This is a genomic window from Shewanella sp. 125m-1 (genome assembly GCF_052977065.1).
In genome coordinates, this window is record NZ_JBRILT010000004.1 from 158,771 (window position 1) to 174,840 (window position 16,070).

At 45.4% G+C, this 16,070-nt stretch carries 14 protein-coding genes; 1 reads left to right on the forward strand and 13 read right to left on the reverse strand.

Annotated elements, in window-relative coordinates; genetic code table 11:
• The first annotated feature begins 167 nt into the window (after positions 1 to 167).
• Positions 168 to 356, forward strand: a complete 189-nt coding sequence (locus ACVBIK_RS03675; RefSeq protein WP_447169127.1) for a hypothetical protein — start codon at positions 168 to 170, stop codon at positions 354 to 356.
• Positions 357 to 407: 51 nt separating this feature from the next.
• Here the strand turns inward: ACVBIK_RS03675 and ACVBIK_RS03680 are convergent, their stop codons facing one another.
• The 13 genes from ACVBIK_RS03680 to ACVBIK_RS03740 form a co-directional block, all read right to left on the reverse strand.
• Positions 408 to 1,736 (reverse strand): coproporphyrinogen III oxidase family protein, encoded by a 1,329-nt coding sequence (locus ACVBIK_RS03680; protein ID WP_447159088.1) that lies wholly within the window; start codon positions 1,734 to 1,736, stop codon positions 408 to 410.
• 258 nt (positions 1,737 to 1,994) lie between these two features.
• On the reverse strand, positions 1,995 to 2,978 hold the full coding sequence (locus ACVBIK_RS03685) for a formate dehydrogenase subunit gamma (protein ID WP_447159089.1): 984 nt from the start codon (positions 2,976 to 2,978) through the stop codon (positions 1,995 to 1,997).
• An 80-nt stretch (positions 2,979 to 3,058) separates the two neighbouring features.
• On the reverse strand, positions 3,059 to 3,628 hold the full coding sequence (fdh3B, locus tag ACVBIK_RS03690) for a formate dehydrogenase FDH3 subunit beta (protein ID WP_447159090.1): 570 nt from the start codon (positions 3,626 to 3,628) through the stop codon (positions 3,059 to 3,061).
• A 29-nt stretch (positions 3,629 to 3,657) separates the two neighbouring features.
• Positions 3,658 to 6,513: a molybdopterin-dependent oxidoreductase gene (locus ACVBIK_RS03695; RefSeq protein ID WP_447159091.1), complete on the reverse strand. Its 2,856-nt coding sequence runs from the start codon at positions 6,511 to 6,513 to the stop codon at positions 3,658 to 3,660.
• Between the two features lie 18 nt (positions 6,514 to 6,531).
• Complete coding sequence (locus ACVBIK_RS03700) at positions 6,532 to 6,729, reverse strand: twin-arginine translocation signal domain-containing protein (RefSeq protein WP_447159092.1); 198 nt, start codon at positions 6,727 to 6,729, stop codon at positions 6,532 to 6,534.
• Between the two features lie 762 nt (positions 6,730 to 7,491).
• Positions 7,492 to 8,499 carry a formate dehydrogenase subunit gamma gene (locus ACVBIK_RS03705; RefSeq protein ID WP_447159093.1) on the reverse strand — a complete coding sequence of 336 codons (1,008 nt, stop codon included), beginning with the start codon at positions 8,497 to 8,499 and terminating at the stop codon, positions 7,492 to 7,494.
• Positions 8,500 to 8,552: 53 nt separating this feature from the next.
• Positions 8,553 to 9,140 carry a formate dehydrogenase FDH3 subunit beta gene (gene fdh3B / locus ACVBIK_RS03710; RefSeq protein ID WP_447159094.1) on the reverse strand — a complete coding sequence of 196 codons (588 nt, stop codon included), beginning with the start codon at positions 9,138 to 9,140 and terminating at the stop codon, positions 8,553 to 8,555.
• Positions 9,141 to 9,166: 26 nt separating this feature from the next.
• Positions 9,167 to 12,016: a formate dehydrogenase subunit alpha gene (locus tag ACVBIK_RS03715; protein WP_447159095.1), complete on the reverse strand. Its 2,850-nt coding sequence runs from the start codon at positions 12,014 to 12,016 to the stop codon at positions 9,167 to 9,169.
• 15 nt (positions 12,017 to 12,031) lie between these two features.
• Positions 12,032 to 12,232 (reverse strand): twin-arginine translocation signal domain-containing protein, encoded by a 201-nt coding sequence (locus tag ACVBIK_RS03720; protein WP_447163106.1) that lies wholly within the window; start codon positions 12,230 to 12,232, stop codon positions 12,032 to 12,034.
• A gap of 177 nt (positions 12,233 to 12,409) precedes the next feature.
• On the reverse strand, positions 12,410 to 13,084 hold the full coding sequence (locus ACVBIK_RS03725; RefSeq protein WP_447159097.1) for a TorD/DmsD family molecular chaperone: 675 nt from the start codon (positions 13,082 to 13,084) through the stop codon (positions 12,410 to 12,412).
• A gap of 10 nt (positions 13,085 to 13,094) precedes the next feature.
• The gene (locus ACVBIK_RS03730; RefSeq protein ID WP_447169128.1) at positions 13,095 to 14,813 is read right to left on the reverse strand and encodes a 4Fe-4S binding protein; all 1,719 of its coding nucleotides are present in this window, start codon (positions 14,811 to 14,813) and stop codon (positions 13,095 to 13,097) included.
• A gap of 111 nt (positions 14,814 to 14,924) precedes the next feature.
• Positions 14,925 to 15,575 (reverse strand): DUF3306 domain-containing protein, encoded by a 651-nt coding sequence (locus ACVBIK_RS03735; protein ID WP_447159099.1) that lies wholly within the window; start codon positions 15,573 to 15,575, stop codon positions 14,925 to 14,927.
• Positions 15,572 to 16,039: a DUF3305 domain-containing protein gene (locus ACVBIK_RS03740; protein WP_447159100.1), complete on the reverse strand. Its 468-nt coding sequence runs from the start codon at positions 16,037 to 16,039 to the stop codon at positions 15,572 to 15,574. The genes ACVBIK_RS03735 and ACVBIK_RS03740 overlap by 4 nt, the downstream gene beginning before the upstream one ends.
• Between the last annotated feature and the right edge of the window lie 31 nt (positions 16,040 to 16,070).

Consider the following 16,070-nt stretch of genomic DNA (forward strand, 5'->3'; position numbering starts at 1 on the left):
TTTAGCCCTGTTTTTTCAATTTACGGGTAACTTATTGAAAAAAATCCACTCCATACAGAGTAATTCACTGGGTATAAGCTACCCTTATCGTATCTGAGTTGATACTGCGCTATGCAAATCAAATTTACGATTTATGATATTGGTAAGCCTACTTACAGGATAGTTGAATGGACTCAATTATTGGCATCCACGACCAAATGGAATTTGGGACGACACCTGAAGCACAGCTTGCTCGTTATCAAGCGTGTTTATGTGAATTTGAACAACTGCAGTACACCGATGACTATGTTTTGCAGATCAAAGAAGATATTAAGAAGTTACAGTACCTTATAGAAAAAAAGGGTGAAGCTATATAGCTTCACCCTTTTTTGTTGCTGAACCGCATATAACGGGACTCGCGAGATTGTTTACATGTCGCAGGCTTTCAGCGGCTTGCGCAACTGAGCTCGTACGTTATCCATACCTGAATAGAACTCTTTCATCATCAGTAAGCCCATCATCTTACCGTTATCGGTCACAATCAACTTATCAGGGTCAGTTGGGTCGTTCTTAATCGCACCGATGGCTTTCATCGATGTCATCTCTTTAAACAGAGCGGTATCAAGATTTACACCAAAAGTATCGCGGAAATATTTACGCGATAAACGGCCAGAGAACATACCGAGTAAGAAACGATATTGCATCACTTCCTTACGACCATAATTCTTCTGTTGATCAACACCCATACGACCATCAGCAATGCGTTCTTGGTAATTTCTGAGTGAGAATGTATTCACATAAAGCGTGTCATTTAAGAAACTAAATGAACCTGAACCGACACCTAGATACTCATCATAATCGATAACGTATTCATCAAAGCCTTCGTTATTCGCCTTACCAAACGCCCAAGCTGATAACTGGTTATATTGACCATTCAAGCTATTCAGGATTTGACGATACTGACGCGCCATATCACCATGGGGGGCTGCTAACTTACCTTTGACACTCTTACGTGTTTGGTGAGTAATCATCAGCGGATAAGTCGTAATTTGGCGAGGGTCCAAACGAGAGGCCATATCCAAGTCATGCTGGATCACCTCATCGGTCTGGCCACGGAAGCCAAAAATAAGATCGACGTTAATGATCGGAAACAGCTCTTTAGCCGCCATAATCTTATCGAAAGTCTCTTGTCCAGAACCGAACTTATCAAGACGGTCTGTCATCGCGAGGATATCATCATTAAAGCTCTGCACCCCGATCGACATACGATCGACCAAGCCTTCTAGCTGTTTAAAGCCTGGGCTATCTAAGTGCTGTGGATCTGATTCACACGACACTTCTTTTATACTTGGGAACAACTTCTTTGCGTGCTCGATGGTACGGGCAAGCTCATCTTCTAATACGGTTGTGGTACCGCCACCGATATACATAGACTCGAAGTCATAGCCTAACGCTTTAACCATATCCATCTCTTTACGCAGAGAGATAAAATAGGCGCGTGCCTTATCTTCTTTAAATAGGAAGCGGTGGAAGGTGCAGAATGAACACAAGGTGTGACAGAAAGGCACATGCGCATAAAGCATGTACTTCTTACCCTCAATTGGGTTTGGCATCATTTCAGCCGAAACGGTGTCCAGTCTTAAATTGCGATCAACATAAAACTGCATGACTTTCTCCATACCGCTAATCATCCAGTTAGGCGTGGTGATATTGGCGCTATAGGGTTGAGCAGTTCCAGGCAAAATAATTGAAGACATAAAAGTTCCTATAAGAAGAATGCTAATGACAAAAGAATCGGAAATTGGAATGCAATTGAGGTGAACAAAATTAGCACGTTAAATGAGCATAAAACGTGATTAGGTTATAACTTAGCGTTTCCTATCAATGAAATGTAGTTTTTTTTGTTAAGCAGATCATACTTTAGCGATTGCGCATAAATTGTACGACGAGTACTTAATATAAAAACACCCCAGCTACGAATAGCTAGGGTGTTTAGGCGTTAAGCATAAAGAGGATTACTCTTTGTACTTAAGCGTACCGTTCTCTTTGATTTCATCGAACCAAAGATTGTGGTGTTGGCTTGCCCAAGTTTCATCACAGTAACCAGAAACCATACACTCCATACCACCTTCAGACATAACCGTTGCCATAAAGATATGCACGATTGAGAAAGCAGTAATGATGATAGCACTGACAGAGTGAAGTACTAACGCAATTAGGCTTAATGTACGGCTAGGCTCGAACCAGTTCGGGAATAGCAATAACATACCTGATGCAGAAATCAGTAGCCCAAAGGCAGCGAATGCCCAGAACCATAATTTCTCACCCGCGTTAGCAAAACCAGCGTCTGGATGCTTACCTTTAAATGGACCGAAATTGATGTAACCACCAACAACCATCATCCACTTAATGTCGTACATCTTAGGCATCTGATTTTTAGCCCATAGCGTAACCATAAGCGCCCACCCCAACATGAACGGGATCGCCATGATGTCGTGAACTTGCTTAGCAGCGTTTACCATACCAGCCCATAGGCCTTCACCGATGTACGGCTGGACGAAATAACGACCAGCAAGTAGCGTTAAGCCTGTCAGGATCAATAGCAGGCAAGGAATAGCACCTAACCAGTGAATTGATACGTCAAACTTAGACCAACGGTAAACCAGCTTGCCTGAGTAACCACCGTGAAGCTTAGAAATGCCATTCACTTTGATAAACAGAACAAAAATAATGATCATACCGAAAAGGGCAGCCATTAATGCTGGAGCAAGAATATCACTACGTAGCTCTAAAACACGTAAGTCATACGTGTTGATTGCTTGACCGTGAAACTCGCTTGTTGATGTTGTACGACCTTCTTCGCCAGCTTTAAGCTGAGCCCAAACTTGGCCGTTGTTGATATCAACAGTGTCACCTAGTTTGTCTGAAGCATTGGCAAATACTGACACACTGAAAAACAGTGCAATTGCCACGCCTATGTGTTTTAACCATTTGTTCATAATACGTCCTCTGTTACCACTAAGTGGTTCAAGTCAATGAACCACTCAGGGTATGTTGGATGTTAGTCAACCTAAGTTGATTAACCCCAAGCTGCGTTTTTAGAACCACGGTATGCAACACGCTCACGGAAGATTGAAGAAACAATCTCAGCATCACCCGCAAGTAGCGCTTTAGTTGCACACAACTCAGCACACATAGGTAGCTTGCCTTCAGCAATTCGGTTTGCACCGTATTTCTGACGCTCTGCTTCAGAGAAGTTCTCTTCTGGGCCACCGGCACAGAAAGTACACTTGTCCATCTTACCGCGAGCACCGAAAGCGCCGCCTTGAGGGAACTGAGGAGCACCAAATGGGCAAGCATATAGGCAGTAACCACAACCGATACAAGTATCTTTGTCGTGCAATACGATGCCATCTTCAGTCTTGTAGAAACAGTTTGCAGGGCAAACAGCCATACAAGGTGCATCACTACAGTGCATACATGCTACTGAGATAGACGCTTCGCCTCTCTCACCATCATTGATAGTCACAACGCGACGACGTTGAATACCCCACTCTAGAGCAGAGTCGTTTTCGTTCTTACATGCTGTGACACAACCGTTACACTCGATGCAGCGCTTGGTATCACATAAAAATTTCATTGTAGCCATTCTGGCAATTCTCCTAGCTAATTCTGCTATTACGCTTTAGTGATCTGACACAGCGTTGCCTTGGTTTCCTGCATCTGAGTCACAGGGTCATAACCATAAGTCATTGCAGTGTTACAAGATTCACCGATAACGTAAGGAACAGTACCTTCTGGATAGTTAGGCGCTAAGCTTTCACCTTCCATGACACCCGCAAAGTGGTAAGGCATCCAAGTTACACCAGGCTTAACGCGTGGAGTGACCATAGCCTTAATCTTAATGCGACCGCCTTCAGCACCTTCTAGCCATACTGTGTCACCGTCTTGAATGTTACGGTCAGCAGCATCAGCAGGACTGATTTCAACAAACATCTCTTGTTGAAGTTCAGCCAACCATGGGTTTGAACGCGACTCTTCACCACCACCTTCATACTCAACTAGACGACCAGAAGTCAGACCTAGTGGGTACTTATCTGTGTTGTCCACCTCTTGGATTGACTTGTACAGAGTTGGTAAACGATGAACTTGCATATCGTCATAAGTTGGGTACTTAGACACAAGATCACGACGAGGCGTGTATAACGGCTCACGGTGAACAGGCACTTGGTCTGGGAATGTCCAAACGATACAACGCGCTTTAGCGTTACCGTATGGGATACAACCGTGCTTCATCGCTACGCGAACGATACCGCCAGATAGATCGGTCTTCCAGTTTTTACCTTCTGCTTGCGCTTTTTCGTCAGCAGTCAGTTCATCCCACCAGCCAAGCTGCTTAAGCATAGCGGCAGAGAATTCTGGGTAACCGTCTTGGATTTCAGCGCCTTTAGAGAAGCTACCGTCAGCCAAGATGTTTTCGCCTTTATACTCAACACCATAACGTGCACGGAAGTTACCACCGCCGTCTAGAACATGTTTGCTTGTGTTATAAAGGATCTGTGTACCAGGATGCTTCTGCTCTGGCGTACCCCAACATGGCCAAGGTAGACCATAAGTTTCGCCTTTAGCAGGACCGCCAGCAGCTTCAAGAGTCTTGTTGCTGAAGGTACCCCAGTTCATTGTGTGCTCTTTAATACGCTCTGGGCTTTGACCAGACATACCAATCGTCCACATACCGCGGTTAATTTCGCGAGTGATGTCTTCGATAACAAGAACGTCGTTGGCATCTTTAGCGATACGCTTAGTATATTCGTTAGCAAAACCAAGCTTTTGAGATAGACGGTACATGATCTCAAGGTCGGTCTTAGATTCGAATAATGGCTCGATAACCTTTTCGCGCCACTGCTGGCTACGGCCAGAGTTAGATACTGAACCTTCAGTTTCAAACTGAGTTGCAGCAGGCAATAGGTAAACACCATTCTTACGACGGTGCATAACACCCGCCATAGTTGGGAATGGATCCACAACAACAACAGTGTCCATCTTGTCTAATGCATCACGTACGTCGCGCTGACGCGTTTCAGTGTTAACTGATTGACCCCAGAAAAATGCCATGCGAACACGATCTTTCTGAGCTAGCTTTTCAGGTGTTTCTAAAACACCGTCGTGCCAACGTGAACAAGGAATACCAGGTGTGTTCATCGGAACACGACCTAAGTATGAGTTTTGATCGAAACGACCTTTAACCCAGCTAGGATCTAGTTCCCAAACGTTAGTCCAGTGATCCCATGCGCCTGAAGTCAAACCGTAATAACCAGGAAGGTTGTCGAACAATAGACCTAAGTCAGTCGCACCCTGAACGTTATCGTGACCACGGAAAATGTTAGTACCGCCACCAGATACACCCATGTTACCTAGGGCTAGCTGAAGGATACAGTATGCACGAGTGTTCGCGTTACCCACGTGATGCTGAGTACCACCCATACACCAAACTACAGTGCCAGGACGGTTGTCGGCCATAAGCTTAGCGGCTTGGTAAACTTCTTCTTCGCTACATCCAGTGATGTCTGTAACTTCTTTTGGTGGGAACTTCTTCGCTTCAGCGCGAATGCTTTCCATCTCAAATACACGCTCTTTAATGAACGTCTTATCTTCCCAACCATTTTCAAAGATGTGCCAAAGCATACCGTAAATGAATGGGATATCCGTACCTGGACGCAGTGCACAGTGAAGATCAGAGTGAGCTGCTGTACGAGAGAAGCGTGGATCAACAACGATTAATTTAGCGTTGTTTTTCTCTTTAGCGATCAAGATATGCTGCATTGCAACAGGATGCGCTTCAGCAGGGTTTGCCCCGATGAAGAAGATTGCGTTTGCATTCTGGATATCGTTGAAAGAGTTAGTTTGCGCACCGTAACCCCAAGTGTTAGCAACACCGGCTACCGTGGTAGAGTGACAAATACGTGCTGAGTGGTCGACGTTATTCGTGCCCCACATAGCCGCAAATTTACGATACATGTAACAGCCTTCGTTCGAGAACTTAGCGCTACCCATAAAGTAAACAGAGTCTGGACCTGATTCTTTACGAATGGTCTGCATTTGGTCGCCAACTTCGTTGAAAGCCTGCTCCCAAGAGATTTTCTTCCACTTGCCATCAACAAGCTTCATTGGATACTTAAGACGCTTTTCACCGTGACCGTGTTCACGAAGTGCAGCACCTTTAGCACAGTGACCGCCCGCGTTGAATGGGTGATCGAAAGCAGGCTCTTGACCTGTCCATACGCCATTTTGAACTTCTGCGTAAAGACCACAACCTACCGCACACGCACTACATACAGTACGTTTGATTTCAGTTGGTACATCATGTGGGATATCTTTGGCTTCTGCTTTGCGCATCATGCCTGTACCCAACAAAGAAGCCGCAGCAATACCACCAGAGGTGATACCAGCTTGCTTCATAAACTGACGACGGCTAATACCTAGAGACTTTTTCTCTACCGTAGATGCCGCGTTGGATTTGCGAGTTAACTTCATCGCTTAAATTCTCCTAAACTAGCCGCGTAAGCTATTGTAATAACTGCGTATATGCGCAGTTTCATGATAGCCATTGTCATTGTTCGAGCTGACTTTACTTTCACTTGCTTGAGCAACACTCACGCCCGTAGCGGCGATAGCAACACTTGCAGTGCCACCAATGGTCAGTGCTTTCAGCAAAGATCTGCGGTTCAGATCAGGCTGTTGCTTCTTCATTTTTACTCCTGGTAGAAAGGAATACTCTGGTTATAAAAACTTAAGATACGTTTAAAAATTGGACGGCATACACTTCAACTGAATCATTTGTAAATAAAGTGATCAACATTGTAAAAAGTGTTTACTTATTAAAGGTATCCATTCAAATCACCTGCGTAATATAAAGAATTTTATGTCAGGAAAAATTGATCTGAATCTGGTTAAATTTCTACTTTGGGACAAATTTTACCGGAAGTGTTAAGCAGCGCATGTTTACAGAACTAAAGACGGTATAGAGCACTAATAAATCCGCAGTTACGGCAATAAAACAGTTAACAAAAATTTAGCAACTACAGTACTTTAAAGCCGATATATAAGCTAAATAGCAACTATTAACATATATAGCCCTTGGTGCTGGTTATTTGTACTAAACTGACTATTTAAGACAAGAAATCATTAGCGGGTTCGGCAATAAAGACAGACTACAAATCTGTCCATACACAAAACGTTAATATCTCTTAACCACTGCAGTAAAACTTTTACCTTTTAAAACAACCCCTCCCAATCCTATCGCTGACGCACTTTGCTAAATGGGGGAAAACGGGCGTTAAACAAAAGTCGTTACAATCGCATTTTGTCTAACCCGTCCGAATTAAAATCCATCAGTATAGAAAAGTGAACGACTCAGAATGTGTTTGGCAAACTCATTCAACGCAGAAGTAGACAGCAAAAAAAATGCCCCGACTAAGTCGAGGCATTTTTCATATGATAATGGATCTAGCGTTAGTCTTTATAAACGATACTATTACCATCTTTCATTTCATCGTACCAAACATTGTGATGTTGGATTGCCCAGTTTTCATCGCAATAGCCCGATACCATACACTCCATACCACCTTCACTTAATACCGTTGCCATCCAGATATGCACGATAGTAAATGCGATAATAATAATCGCGCTGATAGAGTGGATTAATAACGCGGCCATCGAGGCTTCACGTGGTAAATCTAAACCTGGTAATACAAGCATTAACCCAGATGCGGCGATAAATAAACCGAAAAGAGTTAAGCTCCAAAACCACATTTTCTCACCAGCGTTAGCAAATCCACTGTCAGGATGCTTACCTTTAAATGGGCCAAAGTTGATGTAACCACCAACTACGAGGAACCATTTTAAGTCATACATCTTGAAGGTCTGCATCGGCATCCACTTAACAACACACAAGACCCAAGACACGATAAATATCGGTCCAACCCAGTCGTGTATTGTCTTACTACCATAAATCAGTGCAGCCCACAGGCCTTCACCGATATAAGGTTGTAATACGTGTTTACCCAGCATGATATTTAGACCCGTGAAGATTAGCGCCAAACAAGACGTCGCTAATACCCAGTGGATCCAGAGATCTGCCTTAGACCAACGTAGAACCATTTTTCCTGAAAAGCCTTTACTCAATTTAGAAGGGCCGTTCACTAAATAGAAAAATAGAAATGCTGCAAATACGCCAACAACAGTAATACCCATCACAGGGGTTAAGTACTTATTGCGAACGATTTCGCCCTCATTACCTACAACGTTAATTAGAACACCAGTCTCAATACCTTTTGCAGTGGTGTAACCCGAATCACCAGCCTTAACGGCACGCCAAAGATCGACGTCATTGGTTGCAACTTTTTGCTGATTCGTTTGACCATCCGCTGCCATTGCAGAAGCGCTAAGCCCTAACCCCATTGAAAGTACCAATGGAATAACTAGCAGTGCAAACAGGCTGCGCAGTGATTTCATAAACATATTCACTCCTTTATTGGACCGCAAGCCAAGGCTTGCAGCCCTATTCAGCCAGACTAGCCAGTGGTTGGGGTATAACCCCAAAGCGCTTCTGGTGCACCTCGTGCGGCAGAACGTTCACGGAAGATGTTAGAAATGACTAAAGCATCCCCCGCAAGTAGTGACTTAGTCGAACAAAACTCTGCACATAAAGGTAGTTTCCCTTCTGCAATACGGTTCGCACCGTATAATTTCTGCTCTTCTTCAGAGAAATCGGGCACAGGACCACCCGCGCAGAAGGTACATTTATCCATCTTGCCGCGACTACCAAATGCATCCTTCTTAGGGAACTGAGGCGCTCCAAAAGGACATGCATAGAAACAGTAACCACAACCGATACAGGTTTCTTTGTTGTGTAAGACGATGCCTTCATCAGTGCGATAGAAGCAATCTGCAGGACAAACTGCCATACAAGGTGCATCGGTACAGTGCATACATGCCACTGAGATTGATGCTTCACCCGGCTCACCGTCATTGAGCGTAACCACGCGACGACGTTGAATCCCCCACCCAATAGCAGAAGCATTGGCGTTTTTACATGCTGTGACGCAACCGTTACACTCGATGCAGCGTTTGGTGTCACATAAGAATTTCATGACTGCCATAATGGCTTATCTCCTCATCAAGTTAATTAGGCTTTACTGACCTGACACAAGCTCGCTTTCGTCTCTTGCATCTGTGTCACAACATCATATCCATAGGTCATTACGGTATTAGCAGCTTCGCCAATAACGTAAGGAACCGTTCCTTCTGGGTAGTTCTTCTCTAGGCTCTTACCTTCAAATACACCCGCGAAATGATATGGCATGAAGCATTCACCTGGTACAACTCGTGGAATGACCATGGCCTTAACGGTGATTTTCGCACCTTCAGGGCTATGAACAAACACTGTGTCATTATTACGAATACCGCGATCGGCTGCATCAGCTGGATTGATCTCGATAAACATCTCTTGCTGAAGTTCAGCAAGCCATGGATTCGAACGCGTTTCTTCACCACCACCTTCATATTCGACCAAACGTCCAGTCGTAATAATAAGTGGGAAATCTTTAGCGAAGTCCTTCTCCTGAATAGTCTTATACAGGGTAGGCAGACGTGCAACCATACGGTCTTCGTACGTTGGATACTTAGCCACTAAGTCACGACGAGGCGTATATAACGGCTCACGGTGCAGTGGGATATCATCAGGGAAGTTCCAAACAATACAACGTGCTTTCGCATTACCGTAAGGAATACAGCCATGCTTAATCGCTACTCGCTGAATACCACCAGAAATATCGGTCTTCCAGTTTTTACCTTCAGCAGAGACTTTCTCCTCTGCTGTCAGATCATCCCACCAACCAAGCTGCTTGAGCATCTTGTCGGTAAACTCAGGGTAACCATCTTTGATTTCACTGCCCTTAGAGTAAGAGCCTTCAGCCAAGATGTTAACGCCGTCATGCTCAACACCATAACGGGCGCGGAAGTTACCGCCACCATTCATCACTTCGCGACCGGTGCGATACAGGATCTGAGTACCTGGGTGCTTAAACTCTGGCGTACCCCAACATGGCCAAGGTAAACCATAGGTTTCTCCCTTAGCTGGGCCACCCGGTGCTTCAAGCGATTTGATATCGAAAGTGCCCCAGTTTTCTTGGTGCATCTTCAAACGCTCAGGGCTTTGGCCTGTGTAACCAATGGTCCACATACCTCTGTTGAACTCACGCGTCATATCTTCAATCAACGGCTCATCACCGTTCACTTTGATATGCTTACAGAACTCTTTTTCAATGCCCCATTTCTTGGCGAGCTTGTACATGATCTCGTGATCAGGCTTAGACTCAAAGAGCGGTTCAATAACCTTGGTACGCCATTGCAACGAACGGTTTGAAGCCGATACCGAACCATAGGTTTCAAACTGAGTACATGCAGGCAGTAGATACACGCCATCGGTACGCTCGTGCATAACACCTGCCATCGTTGGGAATGGATCCACAACAACCACGGTTTTCATTTTGTTCAGTGCTTCACGGACTTCACGACCACGGGTTTCAGTGTTAACTGACTGCCCCCAGAAGAATGCCATGTGGATGTTATCTTTCTGAGCAATCTTAGACTTGTCTTCAAGTACACCATCGTGCCAACGTGAACACGGGATCCCCGTCGAAGTCATTGGATCTTGACCTAAACGTGGCTCAGGGTCGAAGCGGCCCTTCACCCACTCATAATCTAAATCCCAGACGTTACACCAATGCTTCCAAGAACCTGTTTTTAGACCGTAATAACCCGGTAGAGTATCGAACAACAGACCCATGTCAGTTGCACCCTGTACGTTATCGTGGCCACGGAAAATGTTAGTACCGCCACCAGATACACCCATGTTACCTAGGGCTAGCTGTAAGATACAATATGCACGAGTGTTGGCATTACCCACGTGATGCTGAGTACCACCCATACACCAAACGATAGTGCCTGGCTTAGTTTCAGCAAGTAACTTAGCGACGCGACGCATTTGCTCTTCGGTTGCACCAACAATATTAGCAACTTCAGCAGGGTGATACTTCTTCACCTCTTCGCGAATACGTTCCATGCCGTAAACACGCTGGTCGATAAAGGTTTGGTCTTCCCAACCATTTTCGAAGATGTGCCATAACAGACCATAAATGAAAGGAATATCCGTACCTGGACGAATATGCACGAACTCATCAGACTTAGCTGCAGTTCGGGTGAAACGAGGGTCGACAACAATAATTTTTGCGCCGCGCTCTTTACCAATCAAAATATGTTGCATAGCAACGGGGTGAGCTTCACAAGGGTTTGAGCCGATGAACATCATCGCCTTCGCATTGCGAATATCGTTAAAAGAGTTAGTTTGCGCACCATAGCCCCAAGTGTTTGCAACACCGGCTACAGTGGTAGAGTGACAAATACGTGCAGAGTGGTCGACATTGTTGGTGCCCCACATTGCCGCAAATTTGCGGTACATATAAGCTTGTTCGTTAGAGAACTTTGCACTACCCATGAAGAATACAGAGTCTGCACCCGATTCTTTACGAATATCTAGTGCGTGTTGGCCCACTTCTTCAATCGCTTGATCCCATGAAAGACGCTTCCACTTACCGCCTTCTAGCTTCATAGGGTATTTCAGACGCTTTTCACCATGGCCATGCTCACGAAGCGCGGCACCTTTTGCACAGTGTCCACCCGCATTAAATGGGTGATCAAATGCTGGCTCCTGAGTTGTCCATACACCGTTTTGAACGCCGGCATAAACGCCACAGCCTACAGAGCAGTGAGAACAGATAGTACGTTTAGTTTCGGTGGGAACATCGTGGGGGATAAATTTAGCTTCTGCTTTACGCATCATTCCTGCGCCAAGCATAGATGCCGCTGCAATACCGCCTGTCGCGAGGCTTGCGGACTTGAGGAATTGGCGACGGTTTAGACCTAAGACTGGCTTATTGCTTTTGACAGCTTGGTCTGCTTTGCGGGTTAATCGCATCACACTCTCCTTTAATTAGTTACTGCGCAATGTGTCGTAATAACTACGAACATGGTCAGACTCTTGATAACCAATACCTTTTTCCGCAATAGGTGCGATTTCAGGTTCTGCGGCAAGAGCTTGTCCACTTGCAGTTGCAACTGCGCCAGCCGCACCGCCGATAGCCAATGCCTTTAGCAGTTGACGACGGCCCATGTCGGAAGCTTGCTTCTTCATAGTGTCTCCTTAGATTTACTAAAATTAAGATAAATTGCTTATGTTTAAACGCTCTATCCAGTTCTTGTGGGCTTCTTGCTGAGAAGAATCCCTGTTTTTGTCTATGTCAGCTCAGGCTGAGTCAAAATTGAGCCCAAGCACTGAACTGACATAAATCCAAACCTCTACCGATAGCGATTAAGACGCTAGCTCATTGGTAGAAGGCTCAATCTTTTCAGAAGATTCTGCTTCACTGCCTGGGCAGTTAACCGGAATATTCAAACTTAACTGTTCAAACTCTTTCGCTTCGAGAACGAAAAATGCTTTAGCAAGCTGAGCAACGGTTGCATAAAACGCCGCACTTGGCGCTTTAGCTAAGTTATCGCAAAAACGCTCAATCCAGCTGCCCATATGGCGTTGGTAGAAAGCTAGCTGACGGTAACCTGGCGCTTCTAAGATCAAGGTGCCCATCACTTCGCAAAGTGCTGCCACATGATCTTCAGGCTCTTTAACGTCTTCTTCACGCTCAAAACCAAGCTGCATCAGGTCATTACGTAGCAGCGCTAATGGCTTGTCCATTAGTGAACCAGTCATGAACCAGCTACCATAAGGTAGGATCTCACCACAGCCCACACCGAGGAATACGCTGAAATACTCATCTTCAAGCTGTTCTGAACTAAACTGCTGAGCAGCCAATTTAAGTCCAACCCAAGCCTTAGTCATGTCGCTATCGTCATCAGCATCAATTTCTAAACCCGCTAAGAACTCAAGGAGTTCAGGGCTAGGTTGACGACGTAATAGCGCAGCAAACAACTGATAAATATCGGCTCTTAACTGATCGTTTTCTGAAACTTCTCTTACTAATTCGGTCATGGCTAAACTCTTATCGCAGTTGCTTTTCAGGATCTTGAAGAATGTCTTCAAACATGTCTTTTACTCGACAGTCACCACACATTTTTAAACGCTCTGTGTTGGCACTGAAGGCACTGTGGGTTCCTACCACTTCTAACATCCGCTTCACCATGGATTGTGTTGCGAACGGTTCGCCGCAAGTAATACATTCGAAGGGAGCTTCCTCATGCAGGGTTTTACGCTCCTGACGCGCAGCTTTATCAAAATTAACCTGAGACGTTAAGCTGATAACTTTCTCAGGGCATGCTGTTTCACACAAACCACACTGCACACAATCTTGCTCAACAAAATAAAGCGCTGGTCGATCACCGCCATCGGTCAATGCCATCGTTGGACAGGTCGCCACACAAGACATACACAAGGTACAGTTTTCAGTGTTAACACTGACTTGACCGTATGGCAGGTTGCTCTGTGACAAACACGTATCGACAGATGCAGCCTGTTCATTTAGATGATCGATTGCGTTGTAAATGGTTTCACGCTTAGTGGTTGCCACAAACTCAGCAGGCACTATCACTGGCCAGCTTGCACTGGTAATAAGCAACTCTGAAAGCTCTTTAGCACCGGCTTCGTTAAGATGAGCCTCGGTGATAAGGCTCACGCGTCGCGGTTGCCCCATTTCATCAAGAATGTCGTTGGCTAGCGCTAATTCACCATTAAGCATTTGAGTTAATGTTGGCGCAGTCGCATCCGTTTGCAGGATTAATACCTGACGCGCACCCCATGCTAATGCTGACAACCAATGGTCCATGCTCGCAACGGTGATCTCCTCCATTGCAATCGGGATGATTTCACCCGCGAGGGCTTCAGTTATCGCCTCTTCGCCCTTACCCATATCATGAAATAGGATCACTGGAGCAATTTGTGCTTGGGAGCGGAAGTTCGTCACCAGCTTATTCAGGTAGGTATGCATAGCTTGCGGCGTTGGCAAGTCATAACTAATAGCACCTGTTGGGCAAGCATTAGTACAACTACCAGCACCGTGACAAAGGTAAGGATCAATTTCGATCATCTTCCCTACGCTAGTAATCGCATCGGCGGGACAGAAGTTCAAACAACGAGTACAGCCTTCATTGCCGTGACGGTAATGGGCACAAATATCACTGTTAATTTTAACGTAGCGTGGCTTATCGAATTGGCCAACCAGCTCTGGAAGCTGCTCTAGCGCTTCATCGAGCTTAGCTTGGTCTTGACCCACATAGAAATAGCCTGGTGGCAGCATTTCAAGATTGATGCAAGGGCTCATGCTAAGGTCGAGAATAAGGTCGAAGTGGGCTTTACGAATGGCGACAGTACTTAATTCTGCATTACCGTTTTCGTGTTCAACCTTGACTTGAAACTGACCTAAGAAACCTTTAATTTCAACAAGCTTGTTGTAATAGCTCTCTACGTCTTCAGCAGCAGTCATTACTTTTTCAAGATGGGCTTCGTCCTGGCTAGTGATTGGCTCGTTCGCCAAAATGGCGCACTTACCCATACTAGACAACTTGTCCGCAGCTAAACGTGCCAAATCTTCTGGCCCGATAACAAGAACATTACCTTCGGTGGTGTAGCTAATGGTCGGTGGGATCAGATTTTGAATCATCTGAGTCCCAGCAAGGACCTTTTGTCGAACCTCTTTGAGTCCAACTTGTGTTTCACTATTGCTCACATTGCGTTCCTGAACAGTTCTTTGGCTGTTTCTGTACATGAGTATCGCTGTTATCTCATCGCGCTTTTCATTAGCACCAGCTTTTATTACTCTCTAAATACAGCAATTCACATACCAAATTTGTGGAAATAAAAACACTCTATAGTGACGTTAAACAACTTTATCGGTCGTAACATCACTGCTTTTTGGTTCATTTTGGGACAAGTCGTCTTTATTGTCGTCCAAAATGTCCGATACAGCTTTTGTATCATTAAGGTGTTCATTCTGATCGGTATTTTCAGCTGCAATCATCTCATCTGATGCTGCCTCAACGCCGTCTTTGGCTCCATTCTCATCATCTTCATCTTTGAAGTTATGGCGGAATACTTTCTTAAATAGCTCAGCAGAGACATCAGCTGTTAGCTTAGGCTGATTACTGTAATCAAGCGCATATTCAAGCAAGCCATCAATTTCGCTGTAGTGTGGCTGCTTCCATAGTGCCTTTAGTGCTGCAGCTTTTGCAGCCGGGTCTACATTAGCGCCCATAAAGCTGGCAAAACTACCACCGACTTCAATTTTTTCAGGATCAGGCAAGTCCTCTGCACGCAAAATCTTATCGGCTTGCGCTTCAGCTTGTGTGTCGTCAGAGGCTGGGGTTGAATCTGATGCTGTTACTTGCTCTGCTTCAGCTTGCTGTTGGGCTGCTAGCGCCTGCTCTTCGGCTTGTTGCTGTGCCGCGGCTTCTGCGGCAGCGACTTCCGCTTCACCCTCAGCCTCTACTTGTTGCTTACGTAAATTCCAGCGGGATAAAAATCCACTCATGTTCTGTCCGCCATGTGGTTAGTACTTGGCCCTTGGTTCTTACGGCGATCCACATGTTTACGGCGATGTGCGCTAATTTCGACTTCACCATGACGAGTAATGAACGCTTCAATCCAGCAGGCAATAGCCTTGGGCATAGGGATGTTTAATACTGGGGTATCAGCTTCTAAACAACCGGCTGCGACATTTTGGTCAGCAGATAAGGCAACTGGGATCCACTCACCTTCGAGCGTTTCATCACAGACGATATACAGCATCGCGTTATCCATATCGATATTGATACGGTAGCTGCCGCGCTCATCTTTGTGTAGCTCAAGTAGAATTAGGTAGGCACCTTCAGGTGCGGCGTGGGTGGCAGGAAGTATCTGATCGACCTCCCACTGTACTGAGGTCCATCTTCCGACTTGCTTCTCGGTCTTCTTAAGAGAAACGTACATTGGCCATTGGCTTTCGGTATGTTGCATTCAGTCTCCGTCTTGCCTGAGGTGGCTGCCG